Origin of the sequence: Halovivax gelatinilyticus, assembly GCF_024300625.1 — an archaeon.
Classification (GTDB): Archaea; Halobacteriota; Halobacteria; order Halobacteriales; family Natrialbaceae; genus Halovivax; species Halovivax gelatinilyticus.
Genome location: NZ_CP101322.1, coordinates 3013165 through 3033255, shown reverse-complemented (window position 1 = coordinate 3033255; position 20091 = coordinate 3013165). Strand labels below are relative to the sequence as shown.

The following is a 20091-nucleotide window of genomic DNA, read 5'->3' as shown; positions in this document are numbered from 1 at the left end:
CTCGGTCAGCCGAGTTCACCGGCGAGTTCGTCCTCGAAGAAGTCGAAGAAGGCCTCCTGGTCCGGACCGATCTGGTGAACGTAGACGTGATCGTAGCCCGCCTCCACCGCCTCCTCGAACGATTCGATCCAGACCGCCGGATCCGGGTCGGTGACCGTGGCCGACTCGGCGACCTCGTCACGCTCGACCATCGACGCTGCCTGCTCGAAGTGTCGCGGACTCGGTAACTCCTGGGCGAGTTCCCCGGGGAGCGAGCCGTTCGGCCAGACCTCGTAGACGGTGTCGACCGCCTCGTCTTCGCTGTCAGCGTAACAGCCGTGTAACTGGGTGTACCGCGGACCGTCGCCACCCGCGTCTTCGAACACCTCGACGACCTCTTCCTGCGGGCCGGAACACCAGAGTCCATCGCCGTGGTCTGCGGCCCATTCGGCCGTCTTCGGACCGAACGCGCTGACGATCGTCGTCGGCTGCTCGTCGGGCGCGGTGAATAGCTTCGCGTTCTCGACGGTGAAGTGCTCGCCGCGGTGGCTCGCGTTCTCGCCCGTCCACAGGGATCGCATGACGTCCATCGCCTCGCCGAGCATCTCCAGGCGGACGTCGTGTTCCGGCCAGCGGGCGCCGACGACGTGTTCGTTCAAGTTCTCGCCGGTTCCGACGCCGAAGGTGAACCGATCGCCGAGCATAACATCGACGGTCGCGACGGCCTGAGCGACGTTAACGGGGTGGATCCGGATCGTCGGACAGGTGACGCCGACGCCGACGTCGATCTCGTCGGTCGCCGTCGCAATCGCTCCCAGCGTCGACCAGACGAACGGCGACTCGCCCTGCGCGCTGACCCAGGGGTGGAAGTGATCGGAAATGGAGACGAAGTCGAACCCAGCCGCCTCGGCCCGGCGAGCGTGGTCGACGAGTTCGGTCGGTCCGTGTTCCTCGCTCGAGAGCGTGTAGCCGACGGACACCATGGTGGAGAATCGTCCACTCGCCGATCCAAATGGATTGGGCCTGCGCGTGGCAGCCATCGCTATCACCTCAACGAATCGACGTTCGGGTCGAAATCGAACGCCTTACCCCGGCGGATGCGAAACGAGACGGTAGATGGATCCGGTCGTCGCGGCCGACGGCGTCGAGAAGCGCTACGGCGAGACGGTGGCGCTCGATGACGTCTCGCTCTCGATCGATGCCGGCGAGGTCTACTGTCTGATCGGGCCGAACGGAGCGGGAAAGACCACGCTCGTTCGGACACTCACTGGAACGATCGCACCAGACGACGGTGTCGTTCAGCTACTGGGAGACGATCCGACCCGCGTCGACGCGAGCGAGATCGGCGTCCTGCCACAGTCGTTCTCGCCGCCGGCTCGACTCTCCTCGCTGGAACTGCTCACCTACTACGCCTCGCGGTATCCCAGCGCTCGCGACCCCGAATCAGTGCTCGATGCGGTCGGACTCACCGATTCGGCGGACACCTGGTACGAGACCCTCTCGGGCGGCCAGCAGCGCCGACTCTGCGTCGGGAGTACGCTGTTGAACGATCCGGCCGTGCTGGTGCTCGACGAACCGACGACCGGGATCGACCCGGTCGGTCGTCGGACGATATGGGCGCTGATCGAGTCGCTCGCCGACGACGGTACGGCCGTTCTCGTGACCACCCACGACATGGCCGAAGCCGAGTACCTCGCCGATCGCGTCGGACTCCTGTCGAACGGGTCGCTCGTCGAAAGCGGGACACCCGAGGCGTTGATCGACACGTACGCCGGCGCGAGCCGCCTGCGGATCGAACTCGCGACGACCGCGTCGACGGCCGAAGCGCAACCCACGAGCGAAAAATCGACCCAGATCGACCAAGAAGCAACCGACGGAAGCGACCCGAATCCGGTTCGTGAACGGATCGATTCGGTGATCTCGAACCGAGTTACGCTCGACGGCGCCGAGGTGACCGTCCACGACGTCGCCGCGAGGGACATCGGGACCATCGTCGACGAACTCGACGCTATCGGGATCGAATACACCGGTCTGAGCTGGGAAGAACCGGGTCTCGAAGACGTCTACTTCGAACTCACGCAGTCGTCGGAACCGTCACGATCGACGACGAACGCCGGCGGAACGTCGGCCGACCGAGCGACGTCGAGTACGTTGGACTCTTCGGCCACCGATACGATTCGCCAAACCGCGACCAACCCCACGGACGAGCTACAGGGCGAACCCGACGATCGGACGAAGCGCCGTCGCGAAACGGGTGAGCGACCGTGAGCGAATCGACGTCGCTCGGTCATCGACTCTCGCGCATCCGCGGTGAGGCGAGCGCCGGCTGGCGGGCGTTCGTGCGCCGTCGAACGGCCGTGTTCTTCACGTTCTTCTTCCCCGCGATTCTCGTGATCATCTTCGGGGCGCTCGTCAGCACCGATCCGACCGGCGGCGGCCTGTTCGCCGAACCAGCCGGCTACTACGTCGCCGGCTACGTCGCCGTGGTCGTCCTCTTCACCCCGCTATCGCGGATGGGGAGTGAAGTCGCCCGCCATCGCGAGGGTAATCGGTTCGAGAAGCTCGCGACCACTCCGCTAACCCGGGGCGAGTGGTTGCTCGCACAGACCGCCGTCAACGCAGTCATTATCACGATCGCCGCCGCCTTGATCCTCGGGCTCGTCGTCGCTCTCACCGGCGCGTCGATCTCGCTCTCGCCGCTCGTGATCGCGTACGTCCTCGTCGGTGTCGTCTGCTTTTGCGGCGTTGGGACGATGATCGGGAGCTACACGGATTCACAGGACGGCGCCGTCGCGGCGAGCAACGCGATCGGACTGCCGCTTCTCTTTCTCTCGGAGACGTTCGTCACCCTCGATCAGTTACCGGCGTGGTTCGAGCCGGTGGTCTCGCTCTCACCGCTTACGTACTTCGCCCGAGGGGTACGCATCCTCACCTACGACGGGGCCGAACACGCCCCTGTCGCCGGAATCGATCCCGCGTTCGGCAACCTACTCGTTCTGGCAGTGATCGCGCTCGTGGCGTTCTGGCTGGGCGCTCGTTCGATCCCGCAGACGGAATCCTGAGCGTGACTGAGTTCTCGCTCGCCGTCTCAGAAGGTGTAGTCGTAGACGTGATTGAGCAGGAGGTACGTAACGACGCCGAGCACGAGGCTGACGATCCACGATGCCGCGGCGACTCTCCCTACCCGGGCGTGGACGGTTTCTCTGAGTTCCGCCGGGGTGTGTGAGAGACCGAGGACGAGCGCGTAGAGGACGACCGGAACGGCGACGATCGAGAGAAGTACGTGAATCCCGAGCATCGCTAAATACGCGTAGTAGACCGAATCGGGTCCGACGAAGTACTTCTCCCCGCCACCGCCGACGCGGACGAGGTAGACGACGAGAAAGCCCAGGATCAACGAAAACGCACCGATCATCGCCCGACGGTGGGCGTCGACGCGGCCGCGGCGGATCAGGTACCAGCCGGCGACCAGCAGAACCGTCGTGGCGGCGTTGATCGCGGCGATCGCGTGGGTCAACCAGTTCACCTGCGTCTGTGTGAGATCCGGGTAGATCGGCAGTTCGAACGTGAACGTCCCGACGACGAGGGCGTACCCGACGAGCGTGAGTGCGATCGTGACGGTTCTCGGTCTCGTACGGAGCAGGGAATCGGCCCGGGCTACTGCCATCGTCTAACGGTTCGTGTCCGCTACTTTCCGTCTTTCTGTTTTCGCCGGTGCTCAGAAACAGAATTCGGCCGGCCCGCGTTCACCGCGCGGCTTCGACGTCGAACGGAAGTTCGTCGATCGGAGCGTCCGCGTCGGCGATTTCGAACAGATAGCGCTCCGTTTGTCGATTCCCTCCGGACCTATCGTCTGCGTGTTGGGTGTAGACGACTCGTTCGACCTCGACGTCGGCTGGCACCCCCTCGGCGACCACGATGGCCCGAAGCGTGCGGCCGGGTTCGAGCGACGCCTTTCGCGGCCACCAGCGACCCGGCAACGCTGACGCACGCCGATTGAGTACCGACGAACCCTGGTACATAAACCCGTCACGGCCGACGAACGACGTTTCGGACCAGCCGTCCCAGGTCAGCGTCACGTCGGTCCGGTTCGTTATCTCGAAAAAAACGACCGGTCGAACGACTCCATCCTGGAGGACCGGAGAGAGCGTAGAGAGGGGCAATTGCTGTCTGAACGCGACGAGAGAGATCGACAGGAGATCGCCGGAGGCGGACGAACGGCGCGTCGACGAAGCCGTTTCATCGCGGACAAACGTCGGATCGCTTGCCTCGGCGGGAGGCCGATCCGAGCCGGGTGCATCCTCAGGCGGAGATTCTCCGGTTATCTCCTCGTAGGCGCGTCGGATTTGGAGAAACTGAGCGCGGCTACCCCCGTGATCCGGGTGATGGCGTTTTAACAGACGCCGATACCGCGTGCGAACCTCCGGGAGGCTCGCATCAGTCGAGAGACCGAGAACTTCGTACTGACGTTCCATTCACAGTCCTACTCTACTTGCTCGGTCAAAAGAGTCTTTCTGCCCGGTACGGAGCACATCGTCGCCTCGGCTCGTCGAAGAGTTGTTCCATACGGAACGAATCGGTCGGTCTGCGACCACCCGAGAGACATCGGCGCGTCAATCGTGGCGGTTCGAAAGCGGGCCGACGTCCTCGATGGGCATCACCGAGTAATCGACGGTCAGTATGTCGCTCGTCGCCCGTATTTTCCCGACGAACGTGGATATCTCTTCGAGTTCGCCTTCGAGTACGAACAGTTCCATACAGTAGTGGTCGCCGACGTGGGTGTGGAAATTCGAGGCGACGAGCGATTCGTGCTCGTGGCGAAGTTGAATCATGCGCTCTTCGACGCTCGTCGTTTCGTAATCGAAGAGAACGGTGACGATGCTCATCAGCCGACGGTCCTCGAGGCGGGTCTCTTCGAACTCGCTCAACAGGGATCGTGCCGCTTCTCGAACGACTTCGCTTCGGCCGGTGTAGCCGTGTTCGTCCGAGAAGGCATCGAGCCGTTCTAAAAGTTCGTCCGGCATCGAGACACTTACAACAGCCATGCACTAGTAACCGGGCCGCTCGTTAATAAAATATATGAATCGATTCGCGCACGCGCTGGATCGTGTTTATCACCCCCTCGTTTTCGACCAGTGTGACCCCTGAGACGGAACGCACTGATTACTAGCACCCGGCGAAAATGACGGCGGATGGACGCTGGTCAGTTCTCCGATTGGAGATCCTGGAATGCACCGACGAAGTCGTCGTGTGAGGACATCCCGGAGACGGTCTCGTCCACTTGCGATCGAAGTTCTGCGACGCGCTCGACGAGTTCACCGTACTCGTCGTTGTCTTCGAGTTCGCGGTCGGACTTTTCCGATTCGAGCAGCGCCTTCTTCGAGACGAGCGAATAATACTCCTGAATGTCCGATTCGTACTCGGACCGACTGGTGACCGAGTCGATCATCTCGAAGAGTTCTTCTTTCGAGACGGGTTTGACCAGATAATCGTCGAATCCCATCTCGATGATGTCGAAGTCCGGGTCGACGGCCGTCACCATCACGACCCGGCAATCGTATCCGGCCTCGCGAATCTTTTCGAGAACTTCGTCACCCGACAGTCCTGGCATGCGCCGATCGAGGAGGACGACCTCGACGGCGTCCGTCATTTTTTCGAGAGCCTCCGTGCCGTCGTAGGCCGTCTCGACCGATCGCTCAGTGTTGATCCACGCGGCGAACAGATCGGCGAGTCTGGCCTCGTCGTCTACGACCAGCACCGAGTACTCCTCGTCACTCATGCGTTGACCACTCCCATGCCATCACCGTCGATTCCAACCACGCGCAGAAAATAGAAGCACGGGGTGATAAATCTCGCGACCAGCTGTCAACAATCCTAGTGTTGTTGATCGGCCGACATCCCGTCGTTTCAGCCGAACAATGCGCCGGGTATGGCCGAAACGCAGCCGTTCAGTGTCAGAATCGGCTATTCGGTCACTTTCCCTCGAATTCTGGGTCTCGATCGGACTGGAACGCTGACAGCCCTTCCCAGAGATCGTCGGTCGTAAAGAGGTGTCCGAACGAACTCGATTCGACTTCCAGGCCGGCGTCGATATCGCCGCGGCCGGCGGCCATTGCACGCTTCGTGAACTTCATCGCGATCGGCGGGCCCGCGGCGAACTGCTCGGCGAGTTCGACCGCACGCTCGTCGAACGAGTCCGTCTCGACGACTTCGTTGACGAATCCGTAGTCGGCCATCGTCTCGGCGTCGTAATCGTTTCTGGCCGTAAAGATAATCTCCTTGGCTCGTCCCTCCCCGACGATTCGAGAGAGGCGCTGGGTACCGCCCCAGCCAGGGATGAGTCCGAGGTTGTGTTCAGGCTGTCCGAAAGAGGATCGTTCGCTCGCGATCCGTACGTCGGCACACGTCGCCAACTCCATCCCGCCGCCGAGCGCGTACCCGTCGATCGCCGCGACGACCGGCATCGGAATCTCCTCTAGCCGTCCGAATACGCGCTGGCCCAATCTGGAGAGTTCCGCCGCTTCGATCCCGCTCCCGGCCGCCGCCGTCGACGCGTCGAATCCGGCCGAAAACGCTCGATCGCCCGCGCCCCGGAGCAGCACCGCTCGGACGGATTCGTCGTCGACGAACTGATCTATCGCGTCGTCGATCTCTTCGATCATGTCCGTCGTGATCGTGTTCATCCGGTGTGGGCGATCGATGACGATCTCACCGACGTTCTCGCCCGGGTATTCGAGACTGATCGACTCGTACGATCGCTCGCCGTCACCCTCGGCTCCCGTCGGCTCCCGAAACCCGCCCTGTTCGACGAACTCGTCTAAGTGTTCCGACGGGCGGTAGCGCTCGTGACCGGACTCCTCGAACGCCTCCTCGAGCGCGGATCTGGCGGCCTCGACGCCGAACTCGTCGAGCTGCGCGACGGGGCCGTCCGGCCAACCGCCGCCCAGTTTGAGCCCCTCGTCGATCGCATCCGCGGTGGCGATTTCCTCGCCCAGCAAACGGGCGACCTCGTTCGCCATCGCCGCGTAGAGCCGCGACTCGACGAGTTCGCTCCCCGCTCCGGGATCGATATCGGGGCCGTCGCCGTCCTCGTAGTCGTAGAATCCGGAGCCGGTCTTTTGTCCGTACTCTTCGTTCTCGACCTTCTCGACGAGCGCAGGCGCGGGTTCGTAGGCGTCACCGAGCGTCTCGTGCATGTACTCGAGGACGTGGAAACTCACGTCGTGACCCACCATGTCGCCGAGTTCGAACGCGCCCATCGGCTGGCCCATGTCGTACTTCGTCGTCGCGTCGACTTCCTCGACCGACGACACGTCGTCGCTGACGAGCCAGGCCGCCTCGTTCATCAGCGGGACGAGCACGCGATTGACGATGAACCCGGGTGCGTCTTTGTGGACGCGAACGGGCGACTTTCCGAAGTCTTCGGCGAGAGCCTCGATCGTCTCGAGCGTCTCCTCGCCCGTGTCAGCGCCCGAGATGACCTCGACGAGCGGCATGCGGATCGGCGGGTTGAAAAAGTGCATCCCGCAGAACTGATCCGGCCGATCGGTCACCTCGGCGATCTCGGTGATCGAGAGCGAGGAGGTGTTCGTCGCGAAGATCGCGTGATCCGGGGCGAAGGACTCGACTTCCCCGTAGACGTCCTTCTTGATGTCCATGACCTCCGGCACCGCTTCGATGACGACGTCCGCATCGGCGACCGCGGCTTCGACCTCGACGAGCGGCGTCACCCGATCCAGGGCGGCGTCGGCTTCGTCCTCGGATATCTGTTCTTGCTCGGCGAGCTTTCCGAGCGACCACTCGATCTGCTCGTAGCCGTCCTGTACGACTTCATCGTTTATGTCGCGCATGCGCACGTCGTAGTCGGCGAGGGCGGCGACCTCCGCGATTCCGTGACCCATGTTCCCCGCTCCAAGAACTGCGATGGTGTTGATCTCCTCTATATCCATGTCCGACTATCCGTCGTGATCCCGTTTCAACGTTTCCCTCCCGTAGCATAGAAACGCTACGCAAGTTTACTTCAGGTTACAAAGGCCTTTACGGGTGAGTATGGATAGCATAGATATGGACTTCGAACTCACCGACGAACAGACACAACTCCGAGAAGAAGTTCGACGCTTCGCCGAGAACGAGATAGCACCCGTCGCCGAGGAGTACGACGTCGAGGAGGAGTACCCCCACGAGATCGTCGAGAAGGCCGCCGAGATGGGACTGCTCGGACCGCACATTCCGATCGAGTACGGCGGCGCCGGCTACGGCTCACTCGAAGTGGCCATGATCGTCGAGGAACTCTTCGCGGTCGACGCCGGGATCGGGCTCTCGCTCATCTCGACGTCGTTCGGCTGTGAGGCGATCATCGCGTTCGGTACCGACGAGCAGAAAGAGCGGTTTCTCGAGCCAGTCGCCGCGGGCGAGAAGATCACCGGCGCGGCCATCTCCGAGCCCGACTCCGGCTCCGACGTCGCCTCCGTCTCGACGCGCGCGGAGAAAGACGGCGATGAGTGGGTGATCAACGGCAACAAAATGTGGATCACCAACGGCTCGGTCGGCGACTTCTTCGTCGTGCTCTGTGAGACGAATCCCGACGCCGAGGGCCGCTACAACGGCTTCAGCCAGATCGTCGTCGAATCCGACCGCGACGGATTCTCTGCGGACAAGATCACCGGCAAGCTCGGTATCCGGGCCTCCGACACGGCGGAGCTCATCTTCGACGACGTGCGCGTCCCCGAGGAGAACCTCATCGGCACCGAAGACGCCGCCTTCTTACAGCAGATGCAGTTCTTCGACGAGACCCGCACCGCCGTCGCCGCCCAGGGTGTCGGCATCGCCAAAGGAGCAACCGAGGCCGCCCTCGAGTACGCCCAGGAGCGTGAACAGTTCGGTCGACCCATCTCGGATTTCCAGGCGATCCAGCACAAGATCGCCGACATGGCCACGAACACCGAAGCAGCGCGCAACCTGACCTACAAGGCCGCCTGGAAGGTCGACCAGGGCGAAGATATCACCACGCTCGCCTCGATGGCCAAGGAGTTCGCCTCGCGCGTCGCCGTCGAAGCCGCAGACGAGTGCGTCCAGATCCACGGCGGCGCCGGTTACGTCAACGACTTCCCCGCTGAGCGGTTCTACCGCGACGCGAAGATCACCCAGATCTACGAGGGAACGACCGAGATCCAGAAGAACATTATCGCCAGAGAACTCCTCGGAAAGGGCGCGTTCTAAACCCGACCGCTTTTTCTGCGGACGGCTCCACCGGCTCGCTACGACCTTGATCAAAAGACGCTACGCTCACCGCCCAGCCGTCGACGCACGGCTGGCTCGCTGCGTCGACGCTCGTCGATCCGCGCCGCTGTGTACCGCTCCACACCGGTCGTCGATCCGCGAAGACTGCGACTACGAACGGTGGTTCTTGCCGTCCAATTCGTTACGTATCCGTATCCGAATCAGTATCGCCGTCTTCGCGGTCAGAATCGGAATCGGCGGCGTCCGAATCAGTATCGCCGTCGTTGCGGTCAGAATCGGAATCGGCGGCGTCCGAATCGGGATCACGGACGTTCGGGTAGTCGTCCGGGTTCGGCGTCGGTACGGATTCGGGCGACACATCGAGACTATCGTCGCGGTCCACCCGGACGCGCTCGTCGCCGGAACCGTTTCTTCGTTTCGTGTTTCGTTGCGACGGGGATGACCACCCGATCACGTAGAGGACGACCGGCGGGGCGACGTACGCGGTGATCGCGACGAACGCGAACAGCGGATCGACGAACACGAGTAATCCGAAGATGGCGAGCGCGGCGGTTGCGGCCGTGTGAACTGCCGTCGTCGTATACTGGCGGTAAAATCGCCAGAAATCCACCGCCGTCCGTTCGAAGGAGATTCGACCCACAACGGTACTCGTACGTCCGCCAGCGGGATTTCACTTCGGGGTCGAACACGCACTCGCTGTGGGTCTGCGATCTGAATCGATACGCCCCGAGATACCTTTCACTTCCCGGCTCGTAGAGCCGATCGATGAGAGAGTTCGTCTTCGCGCTTTCGTACGACCCCGGGACGAATCCCGTCGCGGACGTACTCGCCGAGAATCCGGACGCGTCGATCCGATCGCTTTCGTGTCACGTCACCGAAGAGAGTTTGTGGCGTGTCGACTATGCGACCGGCTCCGCCGACGCGCTCGCCGAACTGGAATCGGCCTACAGAGACGCCACGTACTGTGCGGACTGCCTCGTTCGCGACCACTGCGGTGCGGACTGTGAGGTGCAGATCCTCCACCGCTGTCCCGACGAGTTAGTGGTGTACACATACTGGGATCGGACGGACGTCTGCACGTCCGTTCCCCACGTCGCCCTCGAGGAACTCGGGGATGGCATCATCTTCGAGACCTACCGCGAGGCTCGTCGCTATCGCTGGCGGTTGATCCTCACCAGCGACGCACCACTCTCGGCCTTCTTCGACACCCTCGAAGACGAGGTGGGCGCCTGCGCGGGGATGGAGGTTCTCCGACTGACCGAGGTCGACCCTGACGGATCACACCCCGCTCAGCGCGACCGGCTTTCGCCCGAACAGCGGGCGGCCCTCGACGCAGCCGTCGAGCACGGCTACTACGAGACGCCTCGAGAGATCGACCTCGACACGCTCGCAGACCGGCTCGACGTGCCCCGCTCGACCCTCTCGTATCGACTCCGGCGCGCAGAAGCGACGCTCGCGACCGACTTCGTCGACCGCGAGTCGTCGCTTACGCCCACGGTGTCTCACCCCTAACCGTGAACCGTCGACGTCGACGCGTATTTTTGGCGAGCGCCAAACAAGGTGTATCCTGATCCGACCGGTACTCCTACTCGATGAGTAAGTCGAATCGCGACGATACACCGCCGGAGCGTCACAGAGTCGAACTCTCGGTTCCCGAGATGGATTGTCCCTCCTGTGCCGGCAAAATCGAGCGAAGCGTCGGACGACTCGATGGGATCGAGTCGATCGATCCCCGCGTGACGAGCGGGCTGCTTTCCGTCGAATACGACGCCTCGAAGACCGACGAGCGGGCGATCCGAGAACGGATTCGCGCGGCCGGATACGCCGTCGCGGACGAGCGAACGGAGTACGCGTTCGCCGTTCCGGGGATGGATTGTGCCTCGTGTGCTACCAAAGTCGAACACGCACTCGACGGCGTCGCCGGACTCGATCGAATCGACGTACAACCGACCGCAGGACGGGTCTCGGTCACGGTCGACGATTCCGACCGGCGACCGAGTCCGTCGGACGTCGAATCGGCGATCGAGCGCGCGGGCTACGACGCGTCGGTGATCGACGATGGAGAACGCGCACACGTCGAACCGCCAACACTCTGGCGAACCACGCGAGCGCTCGGGACGGGCGTCGGCGCGGTGCTCGTCGCCGCGGGTCTCGTTCTCCAGTTCGGACTTTCGGAATCGAACGTCGCGGTGTTCGAACTCGCCGGGAGAACGTTCCTTCGATCGCACGTTCTGTACATCCTCGCGGCAGCGATCGCCGGCACGCCGATTATTCGCAACGGCTACTATTCGGCACGAAACGCGAGCCTGGACATCGATTTCCTGATGAGCGTCGGCATCGTCGCGTCAGTCGCCGCCCACCACCCGTTCGAAGGCGCGATGCTCGCCGTGCTCTTTTCGATCGCGGAGTTGCTAGAGCGGTACTCCATGGATCGCGCTCGCGGTTCCCTGCGGGAGTTGATGGAACTCTCACCGGAGACCGCCAGTCGAAAGCGCCCCGACGGCTCGACGGAGACGGTTCCGGCGTCGGCGGTGGATGTGGGCGATCGCGTCGTCGTCAAACCGGGAGAGAAGATTCCGACCGACGGAATCATTTGCGACGGTGAGAGCGCGATCGACCAGTCGCCCGTCACCGGCGAGAGCGTTCCCGTCGATGGGACGCCCGGAGACGACGTGTACGCGGGAACGATCGTCGAGACCGGGTATCTCGAGATCGAGGTAACCAGTCCGGCCGACGAATCCACGATCGCCCGGATCGTTCGCCTCGTCGAGGACGCAGAACGAGAGAAAACCGAGCGCGAGCAGTTCGTCGACCGATTCGCGAGCGTGTACACGCCAATCGTCGTCGTCCTCGCCCTCGCCGTGGCGACGCTGCCGCCGCTCTTCGTCGGCTGGTCGTGGGATACCTGGTTCCTTCGAGGACTCACACTCCTGGTGATCGCCTGTCCCTGTGCCTTCGTGATCAGCACGCCGGTCAGCGTCGTGTCCGGAATCACGAGCGCCGCCCGCAACGGCGTGCTCGTAAAGAGCGGGCGCTCGCTCGAAGCCGTCGGTGAGAGCGATGTCGTCGCCATCGACAAAACGGGAACGCTGACGACGGGCGAGCTGTCGGTGACGGACGTCGTCGCCCTGGACGGGGCGAGTCAGGACGAACTGCTGGCACGAGCAGCCGCGATCGAGCGTCGGAGCGAACATCCGATCGCCGAGGCGATCGTCGACGAAGCCGACGCGACAACCGCTGACAGACGAGTTGACGAGTCGACGCGGACCGACTACGAGGTCGAGTCGTTCGAGGCGCTAGCGGGACGCGGCGTTAGAGCGACGATCGACGGCGACACCCACTACGTCGGGAATCCGCGCTACTTCGCAGACGAGAGCGGACTCGACCTCGGTCACCGACACGCGACCGACGGCGGCGTCGAACTCGCGAACGACACGCGCCAGTGCGGTGCAGGCGAGTGCGTCGACGTCGTTTCGGAGGTCGTCCCCCGTCTCGAAGCGGACGGTAAATCCGTCGTCCTCGTCGGAACGGACGAACGGCTCCTCGGCGTTATCGGCGTCGCAGATACCCTCCGACCCGAAGCCGAGTGGGCCGTCTCGCGCCTGCAGGAACAGCGAACGCGGGTCGTCATGCTCACCGGCGACAACGAGGGAACGGCCCGCGCGATCGCCGAGCGCGTCGGCGTCGACGAGTTTCATGCGGCGTTGCTCCCCGAAGAGAAGTTAGACCGGATTCGGGCGCTCGAGACCGACGGCGCCGCGGAGGAGGAAAATCACGTCGTCATGGTCGGCGACGGAATCAACGACGCGCCGGCGCTCGCGACGGCGACGGTCGGCGTGGCGATGGGCGCCGCTGGAACCGACACCGCACTCGAAACCGCAGACGTGGCGCTCATGAGTGACGACCTCTCCCGACTGCCGTATCTCTTCTCGCTGTCCAGCCGGGCCAACGGCGTCATCAGGCAAAACATCTACGCCAGCCTCGCCGTCAAAGCGGTACTCGCCGCCGGCGCGCCGTTCGGCGTCGTAACCGTGATCCACGCGGTCGTCGTCGGCGACATGGGAATGAGCCTCGGCGTCACCGGCAACGCGATGCGCCTCGCGAACGTCGAACCGGAACGACCTGACGCGTCGGAGCGGTGAGACCCATTTTGGACGTCTCCGGCGAACCACATCCAGGTCACCCTCGACGCGGGAGGTCGATCCCCGGGCGACCGTCGCTCCACCAGACGACGAGCCCGGCGACGAGAACGACGGCTTCGAGCGACAGCGTCGTCACCTCGACGCCGCCGACCGTTCCGAGCGGTTTGACGCCGGTGTAGGGCGGCATCGGCGTTACCGGCCAGAGTAAGAATCTGAGTTCGTCGAAGTCACCGGAGACGACGTGCCAGGGAACGTCTGTCGCGACGTGAGAGAGCACGCCGACGGCGAACGCGAGGCCGAGTTCGGACCGGCCGACGCTGCGAGCGAGTACCCAGACCGCAACCACGAGCGGGACGACGAATAATAACGAGTGACCGATCGTCCGACCCACGTCGACCGCACCCGCAGCGTAGAGCGGTTTATCGACGAGATCGGGAATAGCCGCACCGACGAGGACCGCCGCCGTCGGGGCCGATTCGGGCGGCTCTCCGCGCTCGTACCGGGTGTACGTGGCCCAGCAGAGGTAGCCGACTGCCAGGTGGACGACCGGTTGCACGCGTGACAGTGTGCTAGGCGCGCACCTAAGTCCTGTGTCGACACGACGCTGCGGAGACCGCAGTCGTCGAGTCGGCCCCACGGAACCACACGTGATCCGTCGTCCCACCGATCGACCGTGAGGCCTATGACGGCCCATCGCTTCCTACATTCCCGAAGTATGATCGACGAGGCGCGCCCCGTACTGGAGCGAGATCCCGTAATGGCCGAGTTGATAGAGCACCACGACCCGTACGTGGAGCCGGAGTGGGACGAGTACGAACGACTCTGCATCTCGATTATCAACCAGCAACTGTCGACCGCCAGTGCGAACGCCGTCCGCGAACGCGTGTTCGACCTGATGAACGGCGACGTAACGCCCGAGAACGTGCTAGAGACGGAGGATGAACCGCTTCGCGACGCGGGCCTCTCGACCAGTAAAATCGAGTATCTGCGAAACGCGGCTCGGGCGTTTCAACGGCGGGATCTGAGCCGCGACGGCCTCGCGGCGTACTCGAACGACGAGGTGATCGAGACGCTCACGGAAATCAGGGGGATCGGCGAGTGGACGGCCAGGATGTACCTCCTGTTCGTACTCGAACGCGAGGACGTACTCCCGCTCGGTGATCTCGCGGTTCGGCGGGGAATCGAACAACTGTACGGAAACGGGGTCGAACCCGGCACAATGACCCGAGACGAGATGCGTGAGATCGCCGAGGCGTGGCGCCCCTACCGATCGGTGGCGACGCGATACATCTGGGCCGAGTACGAATCGGAGTGACGGCCGAGACGAAACAAGAATCTACCGCCGATGGCCGGGGAGGTGTGTACCGGTCGAACGGTCACTCCTCTCCGAACTCGCGGTCGTCGCCGTCGATTCGTCGCCCGACGTCGACGCGGTAGTGTCTGAGGATGTCCCGGCCGAGGATCACCGGGTACTCCATGTGGCTCCGATCCTCGATGCTGGCGGTGACTGTGTGCTGGTTCCCCCCGACGCCGACGACGACGTCGACGACCGGCCGACTGCGACTCTGCTTTGCACTGCCGGTTCTGACCTTTGTGATCGACTTGATCGGGCCGGCGCCGATGTCGGCCGCCAGCTTCGTGTCGATGCTCGTTCGCTTGGCACCAGTGTCAGATTTCGCGAGGACGGATTCTGAGCCGCGAGTACCGGTGAGGATGACCTCCTCGGTGTAGCCGATGTCGGTCGGCACCTCGTCCTCTCGAATCGGCTCCGGCGGAAGGAACGACGGGCGCGAGTCGTCGAGCGTGCGCGAGAGCTGTTCGACCCGCTCGTCGTCGACCTCGCCGCCGACGCGCTCGATCGCCATCTTCGCTATGTGCGGTGCGGGACTGACGCCCGTCGCTTCGAAGAGTCCTTTGAATCCGGCGGTGGGATTCACCTCGAGGACGAACCACCCGTCGTCGCTCTCGACGACGTCGACGCCGGCGTAATCGAGTCCGATCGCCTCGGTCGAGCGGATCGCGATGTCTCGGACCTCCTGTGGAAGGTCGTCGGTTGCGTCCTCGACGGAGCCGCCGAGTGCAACGTTAGTCCGCCAGTCGTTCTCGGGAGCGTAGCGGTACATCGCGCCGACGATTTCCTCGCCGACGACGTAGATCCTGATGTCGCGGTGGCGGTCTGCGTCACGCTCGATCAACTCCTGTAAGAACGCGTATCGGTTTCCGACCTTCGGGTTGACCCGTTCTTCGAGCCCGACTTTCCACGTCCCGCCCCCGTGTGTGCCGATCGCCGTCTTGTAGACGGCTTCCTCGCCGAATTCGGACCTGGCTTCGTTGAGCCGATCGCTACTGAGCGAGAGCAACACGTCCGGAATCGGTATCTCGTGTGCGGCGAGCGAGACGGCCGTCGAGAGCTTGTGCAGCGCCGTCATCGCCGCGACCGGCGTGTTCAGCGTCGGCACCAGCCGCGAGAGGGTGTTCACCAGACCGAGCGCCTCGCACGGTTGTTCGGTGTTCGACAGCAGGAGCCGATTGGCGACGACATCGACCGACGGTTCGAGACCGACCCGGCCGTCTTCGACCCGTATCGTCGTGTTATCCGTCCGAAGCCACTGGGGGTTGTGTCCCAGCGCCTCGACGGCGTTGCAAATCGCTTTCGTCTCCTTGCTGCTGTGTAAGCTCAACACCCCGACAGATACCGGCTCGGCGTAGCCCATATCTACTCAATTCTTCGACGCGCGAAAAGGCTTGTTACGTGTCTCGGTGGACGTATCTCACCGAATACCGGCCGCTTCCGGCAGAAATTTTCGTGACGAAAACCCGGATTGTCTGCCTAATCGGACGATCTGGGGCGGAAATCTATGCAGAACGCGAATATGGGGGAGAACCTCACACCCATCCAGGAAACGGTGGCTCAACTGAGAACCGCTCGAATGGTCCCCGGCCGGATCAACCCGCTCGCGACAGAGAGTACCGCCCAGGCGGTCCCGCCGACGGCGACCGCCAGGGCGAGCAGGGGAACGGACGTAATTTCAGGGACGAGAAGGACGATCGTCGCCGCCATGAGCGCCGACACGGAACAGATTCTGGCCAGATCGATCGCGAGCGAACGGACCCGAAGCGAGAGTTCGTCGTGGATCACGTAGAGATTCACTGCCACGTAAATCGAGTGGGTGAGCACGGTCGCGACGGCGGCGCCAATGACGCCGATCGTCGGGATCAACAGGATGTTCAACCCGAAGTTCGCGAGCGACGTACCACCCTTCGCGATCGCGCGCTCTCTGGCGCGGCCGAGGTAATCCAGACCGTCGCTCGTCAAATTAGTGATCGCCTGCAAGATGACGAAGAGCGAGAGAAGTTGCAACACCGGGGCCGCACCGGCGTAATCGGCGCCGAATACGAGAGTGATGGTCGGTTCCGCGACGATCGCGAGGCCGACGGCAGCGGGCACGTAGAGCACCATTGCGTTCGAAAGGGCCGTCTCGTAGAGCTCTCGCGTTCGGTCGACGGTTCCGGCCGCCTTGTCCTCGCCGAAGTTCGGCGAGATGACGAACCCGAGCGATTCGGCCGGCGCGAGTACGAAGTCGGTGATCTGCTTTGCGAGCGTGTAGAAGGCCACGGCCGCCGGATTGAGAAAGACGCCGACGAGAACGATGTCGATCTGTTTGTCGAGGACGTTCGCGCCGCGGGTGGCAGTCAACGGAACGCTGTATTCGAGCAATCGGCGCGACAGTCCGTCCTCGATAGTCGGTGCCGGGTCGTATCGCGCGTAGACCAGAAAATACATCGCCGTCAACCCGAACACGGCCGAGATCACGTACCCGACGGCGTAGCCGAGGAAGGCCCCGAGGGCGCCGAATCCGAGCGCGACGAAGGCGACGGCGAAGACGAGTCTGGACGCCCCGCCGATCGCCCTGACCGTCGCGCTGTAAACCAGGCGATTCGATCCCTGAAAGACGATCTCGGCGAAGACGCTGAACGACTTCGCGGCGACGAAGAGGACGCCCGCCGCGAGAAACGGTGCGGCGGCCGGTTCGCCGAGCGCCTCGGCGAGCGGGCTCGCGACGACGAGCAACAGTCCGGCGACGACGGTCACGATGACGAGTTTGTACCCGACGACGTGTCGTAGCAGGTGCGGAATCTGTCCCGGATCCGTCTCGCCGTACTCCGCGACGTACCGTGCCGCGGACTTCCCCAGTCCAAGGTCGGCAACGAGCTGAACCACAGCGAGGATCCCGATCGTCCAGAATAGCAGACCGTAGCCGCCCGGATCGAGAAAGACCCGGGCCAAGAGCACCATCAACAGGGCGCTCGAGAGCATGTAGATCGCCCGTGCCGCGAGCGTCGCCGTAAAGCCGCGGACGATGTGATCGAGCGAGCGCATGAGGGTGAGATAGCCCGGCCGACGAGACGGGCCTCGGCGGGTCGACGGGCGACCGAGGGATTGTTATCCGGACCGGAACGCCGTCAGGATCAGCGTACAGCGTGTGGATTCGAGCGAACGGAGCGATTGAGAAGCCGGCCGACAGAGCCATTCCGAACCGTACGGTAGTGGAATCGAGTGGTGGCCTCCCACTTAGAGGTACGAGGCGTCCCACCGGGTCGCCTTCCGCTGGTTACCGCACGCGTTACACTTGATCCGTCCCATCGCGTCCATCGCGTTGTCGAACGATTCGCAGTTACCGCAGTACCAGCCGTACCGGTCGGTGCCCGAGTCCGTCTCGTAGGCGCTGTAAAACGGGGCGAGCGAACCGCGGGCGGGTTCACCGAAGCTGACGTAGATGGTGGATCCGTCGCCGACGTCGCGTTGCTCGAGACTTCGCCACTCGACCGGCTCCCCTGCGCTCTCGGTGTAGACGTTTTCCGTGTACGTATCGCCCCCGACCTGTATACTCCGGGTTCCCGCGTGCTCGAACCCGTGTTCCTCGTAAAACCGATTCCCGAATTCGTTTTCGGCCAGGACGAAGCCGTGAATCACCTCGGCCCCGACGTCTAAAAGTTCTTCACGCGTTCGAGTGAAGAGTCTCGAACCCAGCCCCTCCCCGCGAGCGTCGGGGTGAACGTGAAGCCAGTGAATCTGTCCGACGGTTTCCTCGTCGCCGACGATCTCACACTGGCTGAACGCGACCGGTTCGTCGTCGACGGCGACGAGGACGAGCGAATCATCGCTCTCGAGTAAATCGGTAATCGCGTCGGTCGCGTACCACTGTTCCAGCGCGTCTTCGATCGTCGATTCCGAGAGAAACGTCGTGTACGTCGCTGCGAGCGAGTCGGCTGCGATCGATCTGAGCGACTCGGAATCGTCGGTCGTCGCCTCGCGAAACTCCATGTTCGAAACATTGCCAGCCACCTACAAAACGTTCGCCCCGGGATGCAAATTGAGAGGCGAGGCGAAGCGATTGTCCCCGTCGTGGAACCGTTCCTGACCGGGACGCTCGGTCTCACCCAGGTGTTCGAACGCGGTACACGTATCTTTTATAAGAGTGCCGGCGGATTGGGTCCGTATGGCCGACGTCGAGTCCGAACCGGACGCGGGAGAGACCGCAGAGCCGTTCACGTACGACGGTGGGCGGATCGATCCCGGTGAATCGGCGAACATTCGGTACGGCATCAGCGAGACGTACCTCGGCGATCCGATACGAATTCCGGTCACTATCGTCAACGGCGAACATCCTGGTCCGACCGTCTTTCTCACCGCCGCCTCCCACGGTGACGAGTTGAACGGTATCGAGGTCGTCCGGGAGGTCGCCCACGACTGGGACCACGCCGGCTTACACGGGACGCTCGTCTGTATTCCGGTGATGAACGTCCCAGGGTTTCTCGCCCAGGAGCGGTACCTGCCGATCTACGACCGCGACCTGAACCGATCGTTCCCCGGCGACGAAGAATCGACCAGCGCTAAACGGATGGCCCACCGGATCTTCAGGAACTTCATCGCCCCTTGTGACTTTGGACTCGATTTTCACACGTCGACTCGGGGTCGGACGAACATGCTTCACGTTCGCGCGAACACCGACAATCCGGCGGTCAAACGACTCGCTCACGCGTTCAGTTCGAACGTCATCATCGATGGGCGCGGACCCGAAGGGACGCTGCGACGGGAGTCGACCGACGCCGGTATCCCCACGATCACGATCGAGATGGGCGAGGCACACCGATTCCAGCGAGGACTCATCGATCGCGCGCTGACGGGCGTCGCGAGCGTCCTCGCCGAACTCGGCTGTCACCCCGACTCGTCAGTTCACTGGCCCGGCTGGCGAACCGTCATCTCGGACGCGGGCGATAAGACCTGGTTACGGGCCGACGCCGGCGGGATCGTCGACATGAAACTCGGGCGAAGCGAACTCGTCCGCGAGGGAGAGGTCATCTGCACGATCACGAATCCGTTCAAAGAGGAAGACGACATCGTCCAGGTCGAAGCCCCGTTCACCGGCCTCATCGTGGGCGTGCTCGAAAATCCCGTCGTCTACCCGGGTAACCCGCTCTGTCACCTCGTCGCGCTCGACGACGACACGCTCACCGCCCTCGAACGCGAACTCGCGAAGTCGCTTCCCGTCTTCGGCGACGGGTAGCCCGTACTCTCCGGTCGGCCCGATCGACCGGTTTCGAGCGCTATAGACGGCGAACGGACCGTCCACACGGGACGAGCGGGGACAGGTGCCGGCACCTGACCGATACGGCCGAACTGATTCGGGAAGCGGTGGCTCGAAGCGCCGTCACGGGCGGTGGTGGC

The 20091-nt window shown here is 63.3% G+C and carries 18 protein-coding genes; 7 read left to right on the top strand and 11 right to left on the bottom strand.

Going from position 1 to position 20091, the window contains the following annotated elements:
* Window positions 1–5 precede the first annotated feature (5 nt).
* Window positions 6–962: a TIGR03557 family F420-dependent LLM class oxidoreductase gene (locus NKH31_RS14420; protein WP_254862492.1), complete on the bottom strand. Its 957-nt coding sequence runs from the start codon at window positions 960–962 to the stop codon at window positions 6–8.
* 133 nt (window positions 963–1095) lie between these two features.
* Here NKH31_RS14420 and NKH31_RS14415 point away from each other — a divergent pair, with 133 nt between their 5' ends.
* Window positions 1096–2247: an ABC transporter ATP-binding protein gene (locus tag NKH31_RS14415; protein WP_254862491.1), complete on the top strand. Its 1152-nt coding sequence runs from the start codon at window positions 1096–1098 to the stop codon at window positions 2245–2247.
* The gene (locus tag NKH31_RS14410; protein WP_254862490.1) at window positions 2244–3041 is read left to right on the top strand and encodes an ABC transporter permease; all 798 of its coding nucleotides are present in this window, start codon (window positions 2244–2246) and stop codon (window positions 3039–3041) included. Before NKH31_RS14415 ends, NKH31_RS14410 begins: the two co-directional genes overlap by 4 nt.
* A 26-nt stretch (window positions 3042–3067) precedes the next feature.
* Here NKH31_RS14410 and NKH31_RS14405 read toward each other — a convergent pair whose 3' ends face one another.
* From NKH31_RS14405 to NKH31_RS14385, 5 genes are all read right to left on the bottom strand, one after another.
* Window positions 3068–3646, bottom strand: a complete 579-nt coding sequence (locus NKH31_RS14405; RefSeq protein ID WP_254862489.1) for a DUF420 domain-containing protein — start codon at window positions 3644–3646, stop codon at window positions 3068–3070.
* Window positions 3647–3725: 79 nt separating this feature from the next.
* Window positions 3726–4454, bottom strand: a complete 729-nt coding sequence (locus tag NKH31_RS14400; RefSeq protein WP_254862488.1) for a DnaJ domain-containing protein — start codon at window positions 4452–4454, stop codon at window positions 3726–3728.
* A 138-nt stretch (window positions 4455–4592) separates the two neighbouring features.
* Window positions 4593–5024: a nickel-responsive transcriptional regulator NikR gene (gene nikR, locus NKH31_RS14395; protein WP_254862487.1), complete on the bottom strand. Its 432-nt coding sequence runs from the start codon at window positions 5022–5024 to the stop codon at window positions 4593–4595.
* Between the two features lie 158 nt (window positions 5025–5182).
* Window positions 5183–5758 carry a HalX domain-containing protein gene (locus NKH31_RS14390; RefSeq protein ID WP_254862486.1) on the bottom strand — a complete coding sequence of 192 codons (576 nt, stop codon included), beginning with the start codon at window positions 5756–5758 and terminating at the stop codon, window positions 5183–5185.
* Window positions 5759–5951: 193 nt separating this feature from the next.
* The gene (locus tag NKH31_RS14385) at window positions 5952–7928 is read right to left on the bottom strand and encodes a 3-hydroxyacyl-CoA dehydrogenase/enoyl-CoA hydratase family protein (RefSeq protein ID WP_254862485.1); all 1977 of its coding nucleotides are present in this window, start codon (window positions 7926–7928) and stop codon (window positions 5952–5954) included.
* Between the two features lie 115 nt (window positions 7929–8043).
* On the opposite strand from NKH31_RS14385, the gene NKH31_RS14380 reads away from it, so the two are divergent.
* Entirely contained in the window at window positions 8044–9198 is a 1155-nt protein-coding gene (locus NKH31_RS14380; RefSeq protein ID WP_254862484.1) for an acyl-CoA dehydrogenase family protein, read from the top strand.
* 202 nt (window positions 9199–9400) lie between these two features.
* On the opposite strand, the gene NKH31_RS14375 is transcribed toward NKH31_RS14380, so the two are convergent.
* Window positions 9401–9859, bottom strand: coding sequence for a hypothetical protein (locus NKH31_RS14375; protein ID WP_254864864.1), 459 nt, complete (start codon window positions 9857–9859; stop codon window positions 9401–9403).
* Window positions 9860–9984: 125 nt separating this feature from the next.
* On the opposite strand from NKH31_RS14375, the gene NKH31_RS14370 reads away from it, so the two are divergent.
* Window positions 9985–10731 (top strand): helix-turn-helix domain-containing protein, encoded by a 747-nt coding sequence (locus tag NKH31_RS14370; RefSeq protein WP_254862483.1) that lies wholly within the window; start codon window positions 9985–9987, stop codon window positions 10729–10731.
* Window positions 10732–10811: 80 nt separating this feature from the next.
* Window positions 10812–13361, top strand: coding sequence for a heavy metal translocating P-type ATPase (locus NKH31_RS14365; protein ID WP_254862482.1), 2550 nt, complete (start codon window positions 10812–10814; stop codon window positions 13359–13361).
* Window positions 13362–13398: 37 nt separating this feature from the next.
* Here NKH31_RS14365 and NKH31_RS14360 read toward each other — a convergent pair whose 3' ends face one another.
* Window positions 13399–13917, bottom strand: a complete 519-nt coding sequence (locus NKH31_RS14360) for a metal-dependent hydrolase (RefSeq protein ID WP_254862481.1) — start codon at window positions 13915–13917, stop codon at window positions 13399–13401.
* A gap of 159 nt (window positions 13918–14076) precedes the next feature.
* Between NKH31_RS14360 and NKH31_RS14355 the strand changes: the two genes are divergently transcribed.
* Window positions 14077–14676, top strand: a complete 600-nt coding sequence (locus tag NKH31_RS14355) for a DNA-3-methyladenine glycosylase family protein (RefSeq protein ID WP_254862480.1) — start codon at window positions 14077–14079, stop codon at window positions 14674–14676.
* Window positions 14677–14737: 61 nt separating this feature from the next.
* On the opposite strand, the gene NKH31_RS14350 is transcribed toward NKH31_RS14355, so the two are convergent.
* The 3 genes from NKH31_RS14350 to NKH31_RS14340 form a co-directional block, all read right to left on the bottom strand.
* On the bottom strand, window positions 14738–16075 hold the full coding sequence (locus NKH31_RS14350) for a RimK family alpha-L-glutamate ligase (protein WP_254862479.1): 1338 nt from the start codon (window positions 16073–16075) through the stop codon (window positions 14738–14740).
* Between the two features lie 197 nt (window positions 16076–16272).
* Window positions 16273–17742 carry a flippase gene (locus NKH31_RS14345; protein ID WP_254862478.1) on the bottom strand — a complete coding sequence of 490 codons (1470 nt, stop codon included), beginning with the start codon at window positions 17740–17742 and terminating at the stop codon, window positions 16273–16275.
* Between the two features lie 192 nt (window positions 17743–17934).
* Window positions 17935–18687, bottom strand: a complete 753-nt coding sequence (locus NKH31_RS14340; protein ID WP_254862477.1) for a GNAT family N-acetyltransferase — start codon at window positions 18685–18687, stop codon at window positions 17935–17937.
* Between the two features lie 175 nt (window positions 18688–18862).
* Here NKH31_RS14340 and NKH31_RS14335 point away from each other — a divergent pair, with 175 nt between their 5' ends.
* Window positions 18863–19930, top strand: coding sequence for a succinylglutamate desuccinylase/aspartoacylase family protein (locus NKH31_RS14335; RefSeq protein WP_254862476.1), 1068 nt, complete (start codon window positions 18863–18865; stop codon window positions 19928–19930).
* The last annotated feature ends 161 nt before the right edge of the window (window positions 19931–20091 follow it).

Bases quoted from the DNA above. Each gene is read 5' to 3' on its own strand.
- NKH31_RS14420 (WP_254862492.1), bottom strand. From the start codon at position 962: ATGGTGTCCGTCGGCTACACGCTCTCGAGCGAGGAACACGGACCGACC.
- NKH31_RS14415 (WP_254862491.1), top strand. From the start codon at position 1,096: ATGGATCCGGTCGTCGCGGCCGACGGCGTCGAGAAGCGCTACGGCGAG.
- NKH31_RS14405 (WP_254862489.1), bottom strand. From the start codon at position 3,646: ATGGCAGTAGCCCGGGCCGATTCCCTGCTCCGTACGAGACCGAGAACC.
- NKH31_RS14400 (WP_254862488.1), bottom strand. From the start codon at position 4,454: ATGGAACGTCAGTACGAAGTTCTCGGTCTCTCGACTGATGCGAGCCTC.
- nikR (WP_254862487.1), bottom strand. From the start codon at position 5,024: ATGGCTGTTGTAAGTGTCTCGATGCCGGACGAACTTTTAGAACGGCTC.
- NKH31_RS14390 (WP_254862486.1), bottom strand. From the start codon at position 5,758: ATGAGTGACGAGGAGTACTCGGTGCTGGTCGTAGACGACGAGGCCAGA.
- NKH31_RS14385 (WP_254862485.1), bottom strand. From the start codon at position 7,928: ATGGATATAGAGGAGATCAACACCATCGCAGTTCTTGGAGCGGGGAAC.
- NKH31_RS14380 (WP_254862484.1), top strand. From the start codon at position 8,044: ATGGACTTCGAACTCACCGACGAACAGACACAACTCCGAGAAGAAGTT.
- NKH31_RS14370 (WP_254862483.1), top strand. From the start codon at position 9,985: ATGAGAGAGTTCGTCTTCGCGCTTTCGTACGACCCCGGGACGAATCCC.
- NKH31_RS14365 (WP_254862482.1), top strand. From the start codon at position 10,812: ATGAGTAAGTCGAATCGCGACGATACACCGCCGGAGCGTCACAGAGTC.
- NKH31_RS14355 (WP_254862480.1), top strand. From the start codon at position 14,077: ATGATCGACGAGGCGCGCCCCGTACTGGAGCGAGATCCCGTAATGGCC.
- NKH31_RS14350 (WP_254862479.1), bottom strand. From the start codon at position 16,075: ATGGGCTACGCCGAGCCGGTATCTGTCGGGGTGTTGAGCTTACACAGC.
- NKH31_RS14345 (WP_254862478.1), bottom strand. From the start codon at position 17,742: ATGCGCTCGCTCGATCACATCGTCCGCGGCTTTACGGCGACGCTCGCG.
- NKH31_RS14340 (WP_254862477.1), bottom strand. From the start codon at position 18,687: ATGGAGTTTCGCGAGGCGACGACCGACGATTCCGAGTCGCTCAGATCG.
- NKH31_RS14335 (WP_254862476.1), top strand. From the start codon at position 18,863: ATGGCCGACGTCGAGTCCGAACCGGACGCGGGAGAGACCGCAGAGCCG.